We start from the raw sequence: 16,781 nt of genomic DNA on the forward strand, positions 1-16,781 counted from the left end.
AAGGAAGAAGGAATGCATATTGTCGACCGGCGCCTGAATCCAGGCGGCAAGAGTCTCGAAAATCGCCAGCGTTTCTTGCGACGAGCGAAAGCGTTGGTGCAAAAAGCGGTCTATGAGTCTACGCAAAACCGCGACATTCAAGACGTTCTTAAGGGCGGCGAAATCAGTATACCCCTTGGCGGAACGGAAGAGCCGCACTTCCGCCGAGGGCCTGCTGGCAAACACGAGCATGTGCTGCCAGGCAACAAGACCTTTATCGAAGGGGATATTCTGCCGCGGCAGGGCGGGGGTGGTGGCAGACCCCGCGAGGGCGGCGACGGAAGCGGCGAAGATGCCTTCCGCTTCGTACTCACCCGCGACGAATTCCTTGACATGTTCCTCGACGATCTCGAGCTTCCGGACCTCGCCAAGAAGCGGCTTGCAACCTCCGAGCAGCCGAACCCGGTGCGGGCGGGATATTCGGTCAACGGCTCGCCCGCCAATCTCGCCATCAACCGGACAATGCGTCGCGCCATGATGCGCCGCGTGGCGTTGCATCGCCCGAAACCCGAGGCGATCGCCAAGCTCAGCGCCGAGCTTGCCGAGAGCACCGACGACGAGCAGCGTCTGGCACTTGAGGCCGAGGTCAGGGCGCTGGAATCGAAGGTGCGGCGTATTCCCTATATCGATCCGATCGACATTCGCTACCGGCGATTCGAAAATGAGCCGAAGCCGGTTGCCCAGGCCGTGATGTTCTGCCTGATGGACGTTTCCGGGTCGATGTCGGAGCATATGAAGGATCTCGCCAAGCGGTTCTACATGCTGCTCTACATATTCCTCACACGGCAGTACAAGCGGGTGGAAATCGTCTTCATCCGGCATACGGACACGGCCGAGGAGGTGGACGAGGAGACGTTCTTCCGGAGTCCCGCGACGGGCGGTACGCAGGTTTCCAGTGCGCTCGAGGCGATGCGGCGGATCGTTGCCGCGCGCTACACGCCGTCAGATTGGAATATCTATGCCGCCCAGGCTTCGGACGGCGACAACGCCTATTCGGACAATGCTGCCGCCGCCACGCTGCTGACGGAGGCCATTCTCCCGGTCAGCCAATATTTCGCCTATCTGGAAGTCGGCGAGGGGCGAAGCTCGGCAATCTCGTCCGGGACGGCACTTTGGTCGCTTTATGAGCGCATCCAGAGCGGGTGGCCGGTGCTTTCGATGCGCAAGGTCAGCGATCGCAGCCAGATCTATCCTGTGTTTCACGATCTCTTTCAGCGCCGCTCAGCGGATGGAAAGGTTGGCTAATGGCAAAGGCGATGAAGCGGCTCTATGAAGGCGCCGACTGGGATTTCTCGACGCTGCAGCGTATTCACGATGCCTGCCAGGGGATCGCGCTGGAAATGGGGCTCGACGTCTATCCCAACCAGATCGAGATCATCACCGCCGAACAGATGCTCGATGTCTATTCGTCCATCGGCATGCCGCTGTTCTACAAGCACTGGTCGTTCGGCAAGCACTTCGCCCATCATGAAGCCTTCTATCGAAAGGGCCTTCGGGGCCTCGCCTACGAGATCGTCATCAACAGCTCGCCATGCATTTCCTACCTCATGGAGGAAAACACGGCGACGATGCAGGCGCTGGTCATTGCTCATGCTGCCTTCGGGCACAATCATTTCTTCAAGAACAACTACCTCTTCAAGCTCTGGACCGATGCGGAGGGGATTCTCGAATATCTGAATTTCGCCAAGGGTTATATTGCCCGCTGCGAGGAACGCTACGGCCATACCGCGGTCGAGCGTACGCTTGATGCGGCCCATGCACTGATGTCGCATGGGGTCCATCGCTATGCCGGCAAGAAGCAGCTCGATCTGCGCCAGGAGGAACTGCGCGAGCAGGAACGCCGGGAAAACGAAGCGCGTATCTTCAACGATCTCTGGCGAACCGTTCCCACCAAGGCTGGGAAGAGCACGCCCGACATGAACCTCGAACGGCGACAGGCCATCACCGGCCTGCCACAGGAAAACATCCTCTACTTCCTGGAAAAGACGGCGCCGCGGCTGAAGCCATGGCAGCGGGAGATCCTCCGGATCGTCCGCCATGTGGCGCAATATTTCTACCCTCAGGGTCAGACGAAGGTGATGAACGAGGGCACCGCGACCTTTGTGCACTACCAGATCATGACGAAGCTCCACGAGCGCGGCGGCATCGGCGACGGTGATTTCCTCGAATTCCTGAAGTCCCATACGAATGTGGTGTTTCAGCCGAGCTTCGACGACCAGCGCTATTCCGGCCTCAACCCTTATGCGGTGGGCTTTGCGATGATGCAGGACATCGAGAGGATCGTTACCAAGCCGGAAGAAGAGGACCGCCTGTGGTTTCCTGAGATTGCCGGCACGGGCGATGCTATGGCTGTGCTCCGCGATCTCTGGGCAAATTATCGCGACGAGAGCTTTATCGCCCAGTTCCTCAGCCCGAACCTGATGCGGCAGATGCGTCTCTTCCACCTGACGGACGATCCGGAAGAGGAAGAGGGGATGCGGGTCGCGGCCATCCACGACGAGCGCGGTTACAAGCGCGTTCGCCGCGAATTGTCTCGCCAATACGATATCGGCTGGATCGACCCGCATATCGAGGTGGTCGACGTCGATCTCGCCGGTGACCGCCGTTTGATCGTCAGGCATACCGTCATCAACGGCAGCCTGCTCGACGAGCATGATGCAAAACGGGTGCTGCAGCATCTGGCCGATCTCTGGAGCTACGATGTCGTGATGCAGGAGTGCGATCGATCTGGCATCATGCTGAAGGAGCATCTGGTCAGCCCGCGGAAATCGGCGATCGCGGCCTGATCTCTTGATGAACCATTCCTCTTCAGACTGCTTTCCGGCGACGGATATGACCGCTGACCTGATGGCCATCCTCGGGGTGCAGACGCATGAAGCCCGGCAAGCCGAGAAGCGGGATGAACGCCATGATCAGGAAGGTGATGTGAAATTTCTCTGGTGTCAGCGGTGAACCGTCCAACGTGACCACGCCGAGGAGCATCGCGGCGATCGATACGCCAAAACTCACACTTAATTGCTGCAGGACGCCGCCGAGGCTGGTGGCGCGGCTGAGTTGTGCCGCGGGCGTGTCTGAATAGGAAAGCGTATTGGATGTCATGAACTGGGTGGCGCGGGCAATGCCGAACACGAAGACGTAGACTATGATCATCCAGCGTGGCGTATCAGGCCCGATCAGTGCGAAGCCGGCAACCACGATGGCGCCGCCGATCGCGCTCCAAGTCAGCACGCGATCGAAGCCGAAGACGCGAAGCAGCTTTGACGCAACCGGGCGGACAGCGAGCGCGCTGAGGGCACTGACGAAAGTCAGGGAACCGGAGACGATCGGGCTCATGCCGAAGCCGACCTGAAGCATCAGCGGCAAGAGGAAGGGCACGCCGTTGAGGCCGATGCGACAGATGCCTCCGGCGAGCGTGCCGACACGGAAGGTGCGCAGCCGAAACAGGGTGAGATCCACCGCCGGCGATTTGACCATTCGGGCATAGCGAACGAAGCCGACCAGCAACAATGAGGCAGCAATCAGGACCGCGACGATGGCAAAGACGGGAATGGTGGGACGCCCGATATTTTCTATTCCATATTGCAGCAGCACGCAGCCGAAGCCGACCATCAGGAAGCCGGGAAAATCGAATTTGACGGTATGGTCGCGCGCGGTATCTTCGACATAGCGCAACGCCATGAACATGCCGATGAGCCCGAACGGCAGGTTCACCCAGAAAATCCAACGCCATGACAGATAGGTCGTCAGGAAGCCACCGAGCACCGGTCCGATGACCGGTCCGACGATGGCGGGCAACGTCATGTAGGTCATCGCGGTGACCAGCTGGCTGCGCGGAAAACTCCTGATCAGGATGAGCCTGCCGACCGGCGTCATCATGGCGCCGCCGAAACCCTGCAGTGCGCGGGTGGCGATCAGCATTGGAAAGCTTGTCGCCATGCCGCAGAGGATCGAGCCGAGGGTGAAGATCAGCAGCGACAGTGCAAAGATGCGGCGTGCGCCATAGCGATCGGCAAACCAGCCGCTCACGGGAATGAACATTGCGAGCGTCAGGATGTAGGTAGTGACCGCGAGGTTCATCGCCAGCGGCGTCACAGCGAGGCTCCGGGCAATATCGGGAACTGCGGTGACGATGATCGTCGAATCCAGCTGTTCCATGAGGAAGGCAACGGCCACGACGGCGGGGATGATGTAACGGAGACGCGGATCGCGCTCGATGGCGTAGGTCCGGTTTTCCGAGGCGTTTTCCGTGGAGGTCATGTGATTGGGTTGGCTTTCCGCGGTCGCACGCAGGATGGGCCACGCGCAATCGACCGGGTGGGCCGATCCTTCGATACTGATTCCATTCCAGCATTATGGGCGCTGCGATGCAACAAAAAGGCAGTCTCTACGGACTGATGGCGGCAGATCTCCCGAAAAAGTGACCGGCTACTGGGTCAGTCCCGGCGGAGGCAAGGGGAGCCATCGTGCCTTTTCGAAATAGGCCGAAGCCAGCCGCTGCTCGGGCGTTTGATTTTGCAGCTCGAGCAGCAGCGTGCAGTGCCGGATGTTGTTGTATTCGTGGAAGAAGGTGAGCTTGGCGCCGAACGCTGGCTGCGCGACGTTCTCGAGCCGGGAGACGGATCCGAACGAGTTCTTGTAGTCCAGCCACCCGCTTTGCTCGATCAGCATTGTGACCACGGTGAGGAACTTGTCCCTGACTGCCATGCCGGCAGGCGTGAAGGGAATGACCACTTTCATGCGAATGTCGGACACGGCTGACGAAGTAGTCCCGCGCACCGTGACAACGAAGGACGCGACGTCGGAGGCATCATCGGTCGCATCAATCGGTGCATTGGTACATTCGAAGGTTCCGGCTCCCGGCGCGGTAGGTTGCCAGTTGCCAACCGGAACGCCGGCTTCCGCCAGCTTGGTGCACAGGGTCTCGCCGGATATTCTCCAGGTTCGCACGAATGTTCCCGGCGCGTTCGACGGTTCCTTGAAGAACCGGTTCGGGACGCGGGCCTCGACGCGATTGAGTTTCGTCCTCGGCTTCGCCGCAACGATCTTGGGCGCAATTTCCTGCTTGTGGTCGAACCAGTTCAGGTGATAGCGCTCGGCTATAAGCCGAAGATTGCGCATGTCGTTGGCGAGAAGGACGGTAGCTGCGACGGCGAAAGCAACGAGGATCGTGGTGATCCAAAAGACGGTCCTATTCTTCCTTCGAGGCGGCGTACCCGTCATTCCGCTATCTCAGTTGAATCAATTTTATCTAATATATGCTTGGTTTGCCGTTGCTGACAATCACATGCCGCAATCTTTCCCAATCGTATTTTGATTGGAAGGCTCGGCTTTATACCAGGCGAGCCTTGAGTGCCCGAACAGTTGCCGCGTCGGTGCGGCGAGCTCCAGATACGGCAAAGCCCAACGCCAGCGCGCGCCCGTCCGCTTCCTCTGCAGCCACTGAGCAGGACGCGTGAATCTCGGTTATCTTCAGCCGAGGGATCAAGCTGCCGATCGTCTTCACGTTGACGCCGGAGCCCGGCATGATGGAGACGCGTCCGGCGGCGATATCTATCGCCCGTTCGAGGTCGTCGACGCCCTGCCATGCCGTTGCGGCGCGGCCGGAGGTGAGGATACGATCGAAGTCGAGGGAGACGGCGAGTTCAATTGCTTCCGTCATCTCGGGGACGAGATCGAAGGCGCGATGCAGGGTCCTGCCCAAGCCGCTGGCATGTTCGGCGAGGGTCTCGAGCGTATCCGCGTCCAGCCTTCCGTCACGTAGCGAGGCACCGAGGACCACGCCGGCAAGCCCTGCCTGCCCAGCCGCATCGATATCGGCCTTCATGACCTCGATCTCGTCGGCGGTGTATTGGAAGCTTCCTGCGCGGGGTCGGATCATCGCGTAGGCTGGAACCGGATGGCGGGCGGCGCAGGCCATCAGGCCAGCGCTCGGGGTAAGTCCGCCGACTGCGAGCGCACTGCAAAGCTCGATGCGGTCGGCGCCGCCGGCAATGGCGGCAGCAAGTCCTTCAGCATCCTCGACGCAGACTTCAAGCAGCATGGGTCTGCTCCTGGACATGGTTCAATCCCAGCAACGCCGCTCCGATCAACCCGGGCTCGACCCGGCATTGGCTCGCAACGATCAGCGGGCGATCGAATTTTCGCAAGATCCGTCGGCGCACTTCCCGGTCCAGTCTCGCAAGCAGATGTTCGGAGTTCGACAGCCCGCCGCCGACCGGCACGATCGTCGCGCCCGTTATGTTGATGGTCAGTGCCAGCGGCGGGCTGACCAGATCCATGTAGACATCTAGCGTGCGCGTCGACTGCTCATCGCCCTTCACCCAGAGATCGATGATCTCTTCGCTGCGAAGATCGGTGTCGTGGACCAGCCGATGCAGGCGTTCCAGGCCACGGGCGCCGCCGATGGTGTCGACGCAGCCTTTCTGGCCGCATGCGCAGGGGTAGGCGGGGATCGCGACCGGCGGGGTGCCGGCAAAGGAGGCTATGATCGGTCCGTGACCCCACTCGCCGGCAAAGCCGCCTGCGGCATTGACCAGTCGTCCGTCAGCTACGAGGCCGCCGCCGACGCCCGTGCCGAGGATGGCCCCGAAAACGATACGGTGGCCGCGTCCGGCGCCGGACATCGCTTCGGCCATGGCAAAGCAATCGGCATCGTTGGCAATCAGGATCGGATAGCCGAGTTCGGCCTCAAGGTCAGCGCCTAGATTGCGGCCGTGGACGCAAGGGATATTCGCGCATGTGATTGCCTGCGTGTCCGGATCGACGACACCGGCGATCGAAAAGGAGAGGCAATCCGGCCGTTCGCCCGCTTCCGCGATCAGGGCGCGAAGAGTGTCCACGAACTGACCGAAATCATTCCCGGGCGTCGGTCGCCGGGCAAGCGGTACTATGTCCGTTTCTGAACGGGCGACGCCGCCCTTGATGGCGGAGCCGCCAATGTCGAAGGAAACGATCATTCAATCAGCCTATGGAAATCCTATTCGCTTGCTCGCACCCTTTGGGCAATGTTGCAAGATCAATTGGCTATTGCGGAAGTGTGATGCGGGCCTCGAAACCATCCTTCTGTCCCGGCGCCGGCGACAGGAGGTCGAGCCGGCCGGCCATCTGGACGAGGATGCGCTCGGCGATGGCGAGGCCGAGGCCTGAGCCGGCGGCCTTTGTCTTACCGCGCCGGAAGCGTCGCTTAAGGCCGGAAAGTTCCTCTGGTGACAGTACGTCGCCGCCGTTGACGATGCTGATGGTGCCGACGGGTTCTATTCTCACGGTGATTGGCTCTTCCTCCGCCCCGTGGATGAGCGCGTTCTCGATCAGGTTGCGCAGCACTATGGCGAAGGCATCGATGTCGACGTTGCGAACCAGCGAGGCCCTTGTCTCGTTCTCAAGCAGGACCCGTCCGGCGCTTTCGCTATCTCGGTCGTAGTCGCCGATGACGGTCGCGACGATCGAGACGAGGTCGGTCGGTTTTTCGCCACTGCCGATGCCGGCCTCTGCCCGCGCGAGTTGCAGCAATTTTTCCGCCAGCCGGCGCAGATTGGAAAGCGACTGTTCGATCCGGCCGGCGCGCTCCGTCAGCGGCCCGGGCGGCAGTTCGGCCATCAGCCGTTGGGTCTGGGCAAGAGCGCCGGCGATGGGCGTCCGGAGCTCGTGCGCACTGTTTGCCGTGAACTCCCGCTCCGCCTCGAGCGCGGCGCGCAGTCGGCCGAGCAAAAGGTTGACCGAGCGTGCGATCGGCCTCAGTTCTCGTGGCAGCGTATCGCCTTCGACCGGCGCCATGTTGCCGCTATCCTTGGTGGCAATATCGTTACGCAGCTTTTCGATCGGCGCCAGCGAGCGGCCGACGATCAAACGAATGAAAAGCACGCTCGCCGGAATAAGCAGCAGGAGCGGCCAGAGCAAGGCAACGCTACCCTCGCGTAGCGCCTCGCGGCGATTCTTGAATGCATCCGCAACGTGCAGGAACAACGTGCCGTTCAGCGCCGATTCGGTGAAGATCTTGTATTTCGGCGTGTCGTGGAACCCCACCTTCAGAGGCACATCGTAAGGTGTCGTCGGTGCCTCCTGCGAATGGAGGATCACCTTCCCGGTCGCGTCGAGCACCTGATAGGTCAGGTATTCCTTGTTCAACCCCTGTTCAATGGCCTGCAGGCTCTGCGGATCGGCAGATGACTCGCGCTGCGCAAGATCATCGAGGATCAGCGGCATAAGGCGCTCGGCGGTCTCCTGAAGCGTGCCGTCGAATATCTCGGCAAATTCGCGGTTCATCACATAGGCGCCGAGCCCGACCGCAATCAGCCAGAAAATGACGACGAGGCCGGTCAGCGCCGTGATCAGGCGGCGAGTGATGCTGATGCGGCTGAGGCCGGCGGTTGTCTCTTCGCTCATCGTTCGCCCAGGCAATATCCCACCCCGCGCGCCGTCTTGATCCGCTCCTTGCCGATCTTCTTGCGCAGGCGGCTGACGTATACCTCTACCGTGTTGCTCTCTATCTCCGATCCGAAGGCATAGAGCGCCTCCTCGATCTGATCCTTGGAAACGTTGGCGCCGGGCCGCGCCACCAATAGATCGAGCACCGCCCATTCCCGTCTGGTGAGGACGACGTCCTTGCCGGAAACGTTCACCCGCCGTTGTGGCTGATCGATTTCGAGATCGTCGATGCGAATGGTCGGTTGCGGGCTGCCGGAATAGCGCCGGGCGACCGCCATGATGCGGGCGGAGAGCTCGCCCAGATTAAAGGGTTTGACCAGGTAGTCGTCAGCGCCGCTGTTCAGGCCTTCGATACGATCGGAAATCTGGTCGCGTGCGGTGAGGATGATGACTGGCGTGGTGTCGGGTCTGCGGCGGAGCTTCTGGAGGAATTCGATGCCGGCGCCGTCGGGAAGCAGCAGGTCGAGAAGGATGAGGCCGTAATTGACCGAACTGGTCACTTCCTCCGCATCGGCAATGCTTTTTACCCAGTCGACCGCATGGGTCGTGGCAGCGATGTGGTCGCGAACGGCTCCGCCGATCAGCTCGTCGTCTTCGATCAGGAGAATTCTCAACGGCCCCTCGCCATCATTGCCTCACTTCAGTAATAGCGCGCCAGCTATCAGGTCAATAAGGGCTTAAATAAGCCTCGTCCGCGCTTGCAAAATAGCATGCGCGGATGCAGCGACGATATGCGCTTTTTAGCAAGAGGCGACATGCGTCGTGGCTATGGACAGAGGCCGGACGCGCGGTTACTTCTTTGACGCGTCAAGAGCGGGTGCGCCGATGTTGCAACCGCATGTCTGCAGAGTGAGGAGGAGGCTCGTTTATGCTCAAGGGAATTTCACCGCTGCTCAATGCGGATGTCCTTTATGTGTTGAAGGCAATGGGACATGGCGACATGCTCGTCATTGTCGACACGAATTTTCCGGCTGATTCGATTGCCAGGGAGACGCAGTTCGGAACGCTGTTGCGGATCGACAATGTCACCGCCGCCGAAGCGGCCAAGGCCATTCTGTCGCTAATGCCGCTGGATAGCTTCATCGATGATGCCGCAGCTCGCATGGAAGTTGTCGGCGCGCCGCTGGAAGTGCCTGCCGTCCAGAAGGAGGTCCAGACTGTGATCGACGAGGCCGAAGGCAAGCATTGGCCGCTCGTGCCCGTCGAGCGCTTTGCCTTCTATGAGCGAGCGAAGAACGCCTATTGCGTGATCCAGACGGGCGAGCGACGGTTTTACGGCTGCTTCACCCTGACCAAGGGCGTCATCCCGCCGGAAATGGTATAAGGCTCCAAACGTTCGGATCGCTTGCGTCTAAGGAAAATGATGGCCAGGAAGTCGGAAACCCAGGGACGGCTCGACGACGCGGCGCGCGCCGGCTGGCTCTATTATGTTGCGGGCCGGACGCAGGACGAAATCGCTTCGTCGATGAGCATTTCCCGTCAGTCGGCACAGCGGCTGGTATCTCTGGCCGTTGCCGAGCGGCTGATCAAGGTGCGGCTTGACCATCCGATCGCCGCATGTCTCGAACTGGCCGAGGCCTTGCGGGAAAAATACGACCTCAAGCATATCGAGGTGGTGCCGAGCGATCCCGGCTCCACGTCTACGACGGTCGGCATCGCAGAAGCCGGCGCCGCCGAGATCGAGCGCTGGCTGAAACGCAGCGACCCGATCGTGCTGGCGATCGGCACTGGTCGCACCCTGAAGGCGGCGGTCGATCAATTGCCGATCATCGAATGCCCGCAGCATCGTATCGTGTCGCTTACCGGCAATATCGGACCTGACGGTTCGGCTGCCTATTACAACGTGATTTTCAGCATGGCCGATGCGGTCAAGGCGCGGCATTATCCGATGCCGCTGCCGGTTCTCGTGACTGCCGCGGAGGAGCGCGAGTTGCTGCACGCCCAGGCGATGGTGCGCTCGACGCTTGATATCAGCGCTCAGGCGAACGTCACCTTCGTCGGCATCGGCGAGATGGGCATCGATGCGCCACTCTGCGTCGATGGCTTTCTTGCGAAGGAAGAGATGCTCGGTTTGATGAAGATGGGAGCCGCCGGAGAAATCTGCGGCTGGATCTTCGGCGGAGATGGCAAGCTTTTGGACGACGCCATCAATGAGCGGGTCGCCAGCGCGCCCATCCCTTCGCGCGAGACCTCTACGGTCATTGGCATAGCCAAGGGAAAGCGCAAGTTCGATGCCATCAAGGCGGCGGTCGAAGGACGGCAAGTCAACGGTTTGATTACCGATGAGGCAGTCGCTGAATTTTTGCTCAACGCCTGAGCAAAAATTAATATATTTATTTTCAATACTTTAGGCTTTGTCTTCGGCATCGCAGCAACGAATGTCCATTGACAATTTTTGTCGACTGGTGAGTAATTGCCCGTGAGCCAAGCGAATGCTCAAATTTTCTCTTCTGGGAGGAAGACATGAAATTGAAGACTTTACTGCTGGGCGCCTGCTCGGCAATGATGCTTGCCGGAATGGCGTCTGCTGAGACGCTGACCATTGCCACCGTCAACAACGGTGACATGATCCGCATGCAGAAACTCACGGATGATTTCAAGACGAAGAATCCGGGTATCGACCTTGAGTGGGTCACTCTCGAAGAAAACGTGCTGCGCCAGAAGGTTACGACTGACATCGCAACCAAGGGCGGTCAGTACGACGTTCTGACGATCGGCACCTATGAAGTTCCGATCTGGGCCAAGCAGGGCTGGCTTCTGCCGCTCGACAATCTGGGCAGCAGCTATGATGTGGATGACCTTCTCCCGGCTATCCGCAGCGGCCTGACCGCAGACGGAAAGCTTTACGCTGCTCCGTTCTACGGCGAGAGCTCGATGGTCATGTACCGCAAGGACCTGTTCGACAAGGCCGGCCTGAAAATGCCGGATGCGCCGACCTGGACCTTCATTGCCGATGCTGCCAAGAAGCTCACCGACAAGGACAAGGAAGTCTACGGCATCTGCCTTCGCGGCAAGGCCGGTTGGGGCGAGAACATGGCCTTCCTGACAGCGATGTCGAATTCGTTCGGCGCTCGCTGGTTCGATGAAAAGTGGAAGCCACAGTTCGATCAGCCCGAGTGGAAGAAGACCCTCGACACCTACGTCAAGATGATGAAGGAAGACGGACCTCCGGGTGCTTCTTCGAACGGCTTCAATGAAAACCTCGCTCTGTTCCAGACCGGCAAGTGCGGCATGTGGATCGACGCGACGGTTGCTGCTTCCTTCGTTTCCGATCCGAAGCAGTCCAAGGTTGCCGATCAGGTTGGTTTTGCTCTTGCTCCTGACAATGGTCTCGGCAAGCGCGGCAACTGGCTCTGGGCTTGGAACCTTGCGATCCCTGCCGGCTCCAAAAAGACCGAAGCTGCTGAAAAGTTCATCGCCTGGGCAACGAGCAAGGATTACACCAATCTCGTCGCGCAGAAGGAAGGCTGGATCAATGCCCCTCCGGGAACTCGTACTTCGCTCTATGCGAATGCCGACTACCAGAAGGCAGCGCCTTTCGCCAAGATGACGCTTGACAGCATCAACTCTGCCGACCCGACGAAGCCTACTGTAAAGCCGGTTCCCTATGTCGGTGTGCAGTTCGTGGCAATCCCTGAGTTCCAGGGTATCGGTACGGCCGTCGGCCAGCAGTTCTCTGCTGCCCTTGCTGGTCAGGTCACCGTCGATCAGGCACTGAAGAGTGCACAACAGCTGACGACGCGCGAAATGACCAAGGCCGGCTATATCAAGTAAAAAGCCTCCCGAGATGGAGTGGAGTGCATTGCGCACTCCCTCCCTTAGGCCGCCGAATGCCCGAACTGCTTTCGGCGGCCCTCTTTCTTTCTCCGCCGGCTTTTTATCTCAGCTGCCTTGCAGCCATTCTCCCCGCATGTGACAAGATTGGCTGCTTGCATCCGACAAGATTGGCTCCCTGCTTTAGACAAGATTGGTCCTTGCCATGGCGACGTTACACACCCGTTCTGCGGCCCGCCTGATGATGGCGCCGTCTGTTGTTCTTCTCTTCGCGTGGATGATCGTCCCGCTGGTGATGACGATCTATTTCTCGCTTTTGAACTACAACCTGCTCAATCCCGGCGTCGAGACATGGGCCGGCCTGTCGAATTACTCCTACTTCCTGACTGACCCCGGCTTCTTTGCCGCACTGTTCAACACGATCGTGCTGGTGGTCGGCGTTCTGCTGATCACGATCATCGGCGGCATCGCCTTTGCGCTTCTGCTCGACCAGCCGATCTTCGGCCAGGGCATCGTGCGTATCCTGGTGATCTCGCCGTTCTTCGTCATGCCGACGGTTGCGGCGCTAGTCTGGAAGAACATGTTCATGAACCCGGTGAACGGGCTGTTTGCCTATATCGCCAAGATGTTCGGGGCACAGCCGGTCGATTTCCTGGCGACCATGCCGCTGTTCTCGATCATCCTGATCGTCGCATGGCAGTGGCTGCCGTTTGCGACCCTGATCATGCTGACGTCGTTACAGTCGCTCGATGCGGAGCAGCAGGAAGCGGCCGAGATGGACGGGGCCGGAGTGATCTCGAAATTCATCTATATCATCCTGCCGCACATGGCCCGCGCCATCACCGTGGTCATTTTGATCCAGACGATCTTCCTGCTCTCGGTCTTTGCTGAAATCCTGGTGACGACAAACGGCGGTCCAGGCACAGACAGTACGAACCTGACCTATCTGGTCTATGTCCAGGCACTGCTGCAGTTCGACATCGGTGGGGCATCCGCAGGCGGTATCGTCGCCGTGATCCTCGCCAATATCGTCGCGATCTTCCTCGTCCGCATCGTCGGCAAGAATCTGGAGGCGTGAGCCATGGCCCGCAATGTTTCAACACGACGCAAAGTGGTCATGACGGCGGTCGCGTGGGTCATCGCCATCCTGATCTTCTTCCCGATCCTCTGGATGTTCCTGACCAGCTTCAAATCCGAAGCCGATGCCATCGCTTCACCGCCGCAGTTCCTGTTCTTCCACTGGACGACGGAGAACTATGTCGAAGTGCAGTCGCGGTCGGACTATTTCCGTCACTTCTTCAATTCGGTCGTCATCTCCTTCGGGTCGACCCTTCTGGGTCTCCTGATTGCAGTTCCGGCCGCATGGGCGATGGCGTTCTCGCCGACCAAGCGCACCAAGGACGTCCTGATGTGGATGCTGTCCACGAAGATGATGCCTCCGGTCGGTGCGTTGATCCCGATCTACCTGATGTTCCGCAATACGGGCCTGCTCGATAGCCGCGTTGGCCTTGTCGTGGTGCTGACGCTGATCGACCTGCCGATCATCGTCTGGATGCTTTACACCTACTTCAAGGAAATTCCCGGCGAGATCCTCGAGGCGGCGCGAATGGACGGTGCGTCGCTCAGCAAGGAAATCATCTACGTGCTGACGCCGATGGCGGTGCCGGGGATTGCCTCGACGTTGCTCCTCAACATCATCCTGGCTTGGAACGAAGCTTTCTGGACCCTCAATCTTACCGCCTCGAAAGCGGCGCCGCTGACGGCCTTCATTGCCTCGTATTCCAGTCCCGAAGGCCTGTTCTACGCCAAGCTTTCGGCAGCATCCACCATGGCGATCGCTCCGATCCTGATCCTCGGCTGGTTCTCACAGAAACAACTCGTTCGCGGCCTCACCTTTGGCGCGGTTAAGTAAGCAAGGAAGAGAAAAATGGGCAGCATTTCCCTTCAGAAGGTTTCGAAGGTCTTCGGCGAAGCCAAGGTCATCCCATCGATCGACCTCGAAATCGAAGACGGCGAGTTCGTCGTCTTCGTCGGCCCGTCGGGCTGCGGAAAGTCGACGCTTCTCCGCCTGATCGCGGGTCTCGAGGACGTCAGCGGCGGCAAGATCACCATCGATGGCCGCAATGCCACAGAAATGCCGCCGTCGCAACGCGGCCTCTCGATGGTGTTCCAGTCCTATGCGCTTTATCCGCACATGAGCGTGCGGGGCAACATCGGCTTTCCGCTGAAGATGGCCGGTCTGCCCAAGGACGAGATCGATCGCAAGGTTAACGATGCGGCACGCGTTCTCAACCTTACCGACTATCTCGAGCGCAAGCCGCGCATGCTTTCAGGCGGTCAACGCCAGCGCGTTGCCATCGGCCGCGCCATCGTGCGTCAGCCCTCGGCCTTCCTGTTCGACGAACCGTTGTCGAACCTCGACGCCGCGCTTCGCGTCAACATGCGCCTCGAGATCAGCGAGCTTCATCAGCAGCTGAAAACGACGATGGTCTATGTGACCCACGACCAGGTCGAAGCCATGACCATGGCCGACAAGATCGTCGTACTCAATCGCGGCAATATCGAGCAGGTCGGCTCGCCGATGGAGCTCTACAAGAGCCCGGCAAATCTGTTCGTCGCCGGCTTCATCGGCTCGCCGAAGATGAACTTCGTAACCGGCGTCTATGCGGAACCGTTCGGTGCGCCGACCGTCGGCGTTCGGCCCGAACACATCATGCTGTCGACCGAGAGCGGCACGTGGCAGGGCAAGGTCATTGTTGCCGAACATCTGGGCTCCGACACCTTCCTTCACGTCGTCGTCGATGGGATCGGCACGATCACTGCCCGCGGTACCGGAGAATTCCCCGTGAAGGCCGGCGAGATGGTTTACCTGACGCCCGATCGCAACCGCGTCCACAGGTTCAACGCCCAAGGCCTGGCGATGTGAATTTCGACGTTTGGTCGCCCCGAGCTGCGGCTGAAACATACGATATCCGGGCACCTGGCCCGGGTAGATCATCAGGCGGATGGGCCCAAGACCATCTGGACCAAGGGACCTTTCAGAAGGACTGGAGACATGACGAAACTATCGCTGGCAACACTGAAAGAGGTGTCGGCAACGGCGGCGATACCTGGATATGACCGGTCATCGCTTACCCCTGGGATCGTGCACTTCGGCGTCGGCAATTTCCATCGCGCCCACCAAGCCATCTATCTCGACGATCTTTTCAACCTGGGCCAGGATCATGACTGGGCGATCGTCGGTGCCGGTGTTCTCCCTTCCGATTCTGTTATGCGCGACAAGCTGGCGGCACAGGATTTTCTGACCACGGTCGTCGAACAGGACAACAACAGCACGTCTGCCCGCGTTACTGCGCCGATGATCGACATATTGCCGACTGGCGACGCCAAGACGATCATTGCGAAGCTCGCAGACCCGGCGATCCGTATCGTTTCGCTTACAATTACCGAGGGCGGTTATTTCATCGACGCATCGGGCAAGTTCAATCCGGCGCATCCGGCAATTGCCGCGGATGGGCAGAGCCCGTCCGAGCCGAAGACGGTATTCGGCCTCATCGTTGGCGGCCTCAAGGCGCGGCGCGACAAGGGCCTCGCTCCGTTCACCGTCATGTCCTGCGATAACATTCCACACAATGGCGGCGTTACGCTGGCTGCCGTGGTCGGGACGGCAAGGCTTTCTGATCCTGCTTTTGCGGACTGGATCAAGGCTAACGTCTCCTTCCCGAACGGCATGGTCGACCGGATCACGCCTGCAACTGGCGCCCGAGAAATCGATCTTCTGAAGGACAACTTTAAGATCGAGGATAACTGGCCGGTCTATTGCGAAGAGTTCAAGCAGTGGGTGCTGGAGGACAAATTTCCGCTCGGGCGCCCGGCGCTCGAAAAGGTTGGTGTCACCTTCGTGAGCGACGTCGCTCCCTATGAGCATATGAAGATCCGTATCCTCAACGGTGGCCACGCGGCGATCGCCTATCCCTCAGCGCTGATGGACATTCACTTCGTCCACGACGCGATGGGCGATCCGCTCATCCGGGCTTTCCTCGCCAAGCTCGAGAACGAGGAGATCATTCCGATCGTCCCGCCGGTGCCGGACACCGTGCTGAAGGATTACTTCGCGATGATCGAGCATCGTCTTCTCAACCCGAAGATCGCCGATACGATCCCGCGTCTCGCCCAGGACGGGTCCAACCGTCAGCCGAAGTTCATCCTGCCATCGACCGGGGACCGGCTTGCTCGCAACGAGGATGTCATCGGCCTGTCGCTGGTCTCGGCGTTGTGGTGCCGCTACTTTGCAGGCACGACCGATAGCGGCAAGGAGATCGTGTTCAACGATGCCAGCGCCGACCGCCTGCATGCGGCCGCTCTCAAGGCCAAGACGGATCCAGCGGCCTTCCTGGTCTTTGAGGATATCTTTGGGACGGTTGCCAAGTCGGATCTCTTCCGCAAGCGCTTTGCCCAAGCGCTGAAGACTTTGTGGGCGAAGGGGACGCGCGAGACCTTGCAGCTATATCTCGACAACAAGCTGGCGGAATAGCCGCCCACAT

The 16,781-nt window shown here is 59.8% G+C and carries 15 protein-coding genes; 9 read left to right on the plus strand and 6 right to left on the minus strand.

All coding sequences use genetic code 11. The features are described from left to right. Window positions 1–12: 12 nt before the first annotated feature. Together CPY51_RS28670 and CPY51_RS28675 are read left to right on the plus strand one after the other, a co-directional pair. Window positions 13–1,284 carry a YeaH/YhbH family protein gene (locus CPY51_RS28670; protein WP_111163614.1) on the plus strand — a complete coding sequence of 424 codons (1,272 nt, stop codon included), beginning with the start codon at window positions 13–15 and terminating at the stop codon, window positions 1,282–1,284. Further along, on the plus strand, window positions 1,284–2,825 hold the full coding sequence (locus CPY51_RS28675; RefSeq protein ID WP_111163615.1) for a SpoVR family protein: 1,542 nt from the start codon (window positions 1,284–1,286) through the stop codon (window positions 2,823–2,825). The genes CPY51_RS28670 and CPY51_RS28675 overlap by 1 nt, the downstream gene beginning before the upstream one ends. A gap of 22 nt (window positions 2,826–2,847) precedes the next feature. On the opposite strand, the gene CPY51_RS28680 is transcribed toward CPY51_RS28675, so the two are convergent. The 6 genes from CPY51_RS28680 to CPY51_RS28705 form a co-directional block, all read right to left on the minus strand. Continuing rightward, window positions 2,848–4,296, minus strand: coding sequence for a DHA2 family efflux MFS transporter permease subunit (locus tag CPY51_RS28680; RefSeq protein ID WP_111163616.1), 1,449 nt, complete (start codon window positions 4,294–4,296; stop codon window positions 2,848–2,850). Between the two features lie 168 nt (window positions 4,297–4,464). Next, on the minus strand, window positions 4,465–5,259 hold the full coding sequence (locus CPY51_RS28685) for a DUF6030 family protein (RefSeq protein ID WP_111163617.1): 795 nt from the start codon (window positions 5,257–5,259) through the stop codon (window positions 4,465–4,467). Window positions 5,260–5,368: 109 nt separating this feature from the next. Continuing rightward, entirely contained in the window at window positions 5,369–6,079 is a 711-nt protein-coding gene (locus tag CPY51_RS28690; protein ID WP_111163618.1) for a copper homeostasis protein CutC, read from the minus strand. Next, on the minus strand, window positions 6,069–6,995 hold the full coding sequence (locus tag CPY51_RS28695) for an ROK family protein (protein ID WP_111163619.1): 927 nt from the start codon (window positions 6,993–6,995) through the stop codon (window positions 6,069–6,071). The genes CPY51_RS28690 and CPY51_RS28695 overlap by 11 nt, the downstream gene beginning before the upstream one ends. 67 nt (window positions 6,996–7,062) lie before the next feature. Further along, window positions 7,063–8,421 carry a sensor histidine kinase gene (locus tag CPY51_RS28700; protein WP_111163620.1) on the minus strand — a complete coding sequence of 453 codons (1,359 nt, stop codon included), beginning with the start codon at window positions 8,419–8,421 and terminating at the stop codon, window positions 7,063–7,065. Next, a complete protein-coding gene (locus tag CPY51_RS28705) occupies window positions 8,418–9,077 on the minus strand; it encodes a response regulator (protein WP_111163621.1) in 660 nt (219 codons plus the stop codon). Before CPY51_RS28705 ends, CPY51_RS28700 begins: the two co-directional genes overlap by 4 nt. Window positions 9,078–9,331: 254 nt before the next feature. Between CPY51_RS28705 and CPY51_RS28710 the strand changes: the two genes are divergently transcribed. The 7 genes from CPY51_RS28710 to CPY51_RS28740 all read left to right on the plus strand — a co-directional run bounded on the left by CPY51_RS28710 (window position 9,332) and on the right by CPY51_RS28740 (window position 16,771). After that, window positions 9,332–9,787, plus strand: a complete 456-nt coding sequence (locus tag CPY51_RS28710; RefSeq protein WP_111163622.1) for an RbsD/FucU family protein — start codon at window positions 9,332–9,334, stop codon at window positions 9,785–9,787. A gap of 39 nt (window positions 9,788–9,826) precedes the next feature. Then, complete coding sequence (locus CPY51_RS28715; RefSeq protein ID WP_111163623.1) at window positions 9,827–10,780, plus strand: sugar-binding transcriptional regulator; 954 nt, start codon at window positions 9,827–9,829, stop codon at window positions 10,778–10,780. Window positions 10,781–10,926: 146 nt separating this feature from the next. Beyond that, complete coding sequence (locus CPY51_RS28720; protein WP_111163624.1) at window positions 10,927–12,237, plus strand: ABC transporter substrate-binding protein; 1,311 nt, start codon at window positions 10,927–10,929, stop codon at window positions 12,235–12,237. A gap of 205 nt (window positions 12,238–12,442) precedes the next feature. Next, window positions 12,443–13,315, plus strand: a complete 873-nt coding sequence (locus CPY51_RS28725) for a carbohydrate ABC transporter permease (RefSeq protein WP_111163798.1) — start codon at window positions 12,443–12,445, stop codon at window positions 13,313–13,315. A 3-nt stretch (window positions 13,316–13,318) separates the two neighbouring features. Beyond that, window positions 13,319–14,149 (plus strand): carbohydrate ABC transporter permease, encoded by an 831-nt coding sequence (locus CPY51_RS28730; RefSeq protein WP_111163625.1) that lies wholly within the window; start codon window positions 13,319–13,321, stop codon window positions 14,147–14,149. Between the two features lie 15 nt (window positions 14,150–14,164). Beyond that, window positions 14,165–15,163: an ABC transporter ATP-binding protein gene (locus CPY51_RS28735; protein ID WP_111163626.1), complete on the plus strand. Its 999-nt coding sequence runs from the start codon at window positions 14,165–14,167 to the stop codon at window positions 15,161–15,163. A gap of 129 nt (window positions 15,164–15,292) precedes the next feature. Then, window positions 15,293–16,771, plus strand: coding sequence for a mannitol dehydrogenase family protein (locus tag CPY51_RS28740; RefSeq protein ID WP_111163627.1), 1,479 nt, complete (start codon window positions 15,293–15,295; stop codon window positions 16,769–16,771). Window positions 16,772–16,781 lie beyond the last annotated feature (10 nt).

Origin of the sequence: Arminella tubonensis (assembly GCF_003240585.1) — a bacterium.
Taxonomy (GTDB): Bacteria; Pseudomonadota; Alphaproteobacteria; order Rhizobiales; family Rhizobiaceae; genus Rhizobium; species Rhizobium tubonense.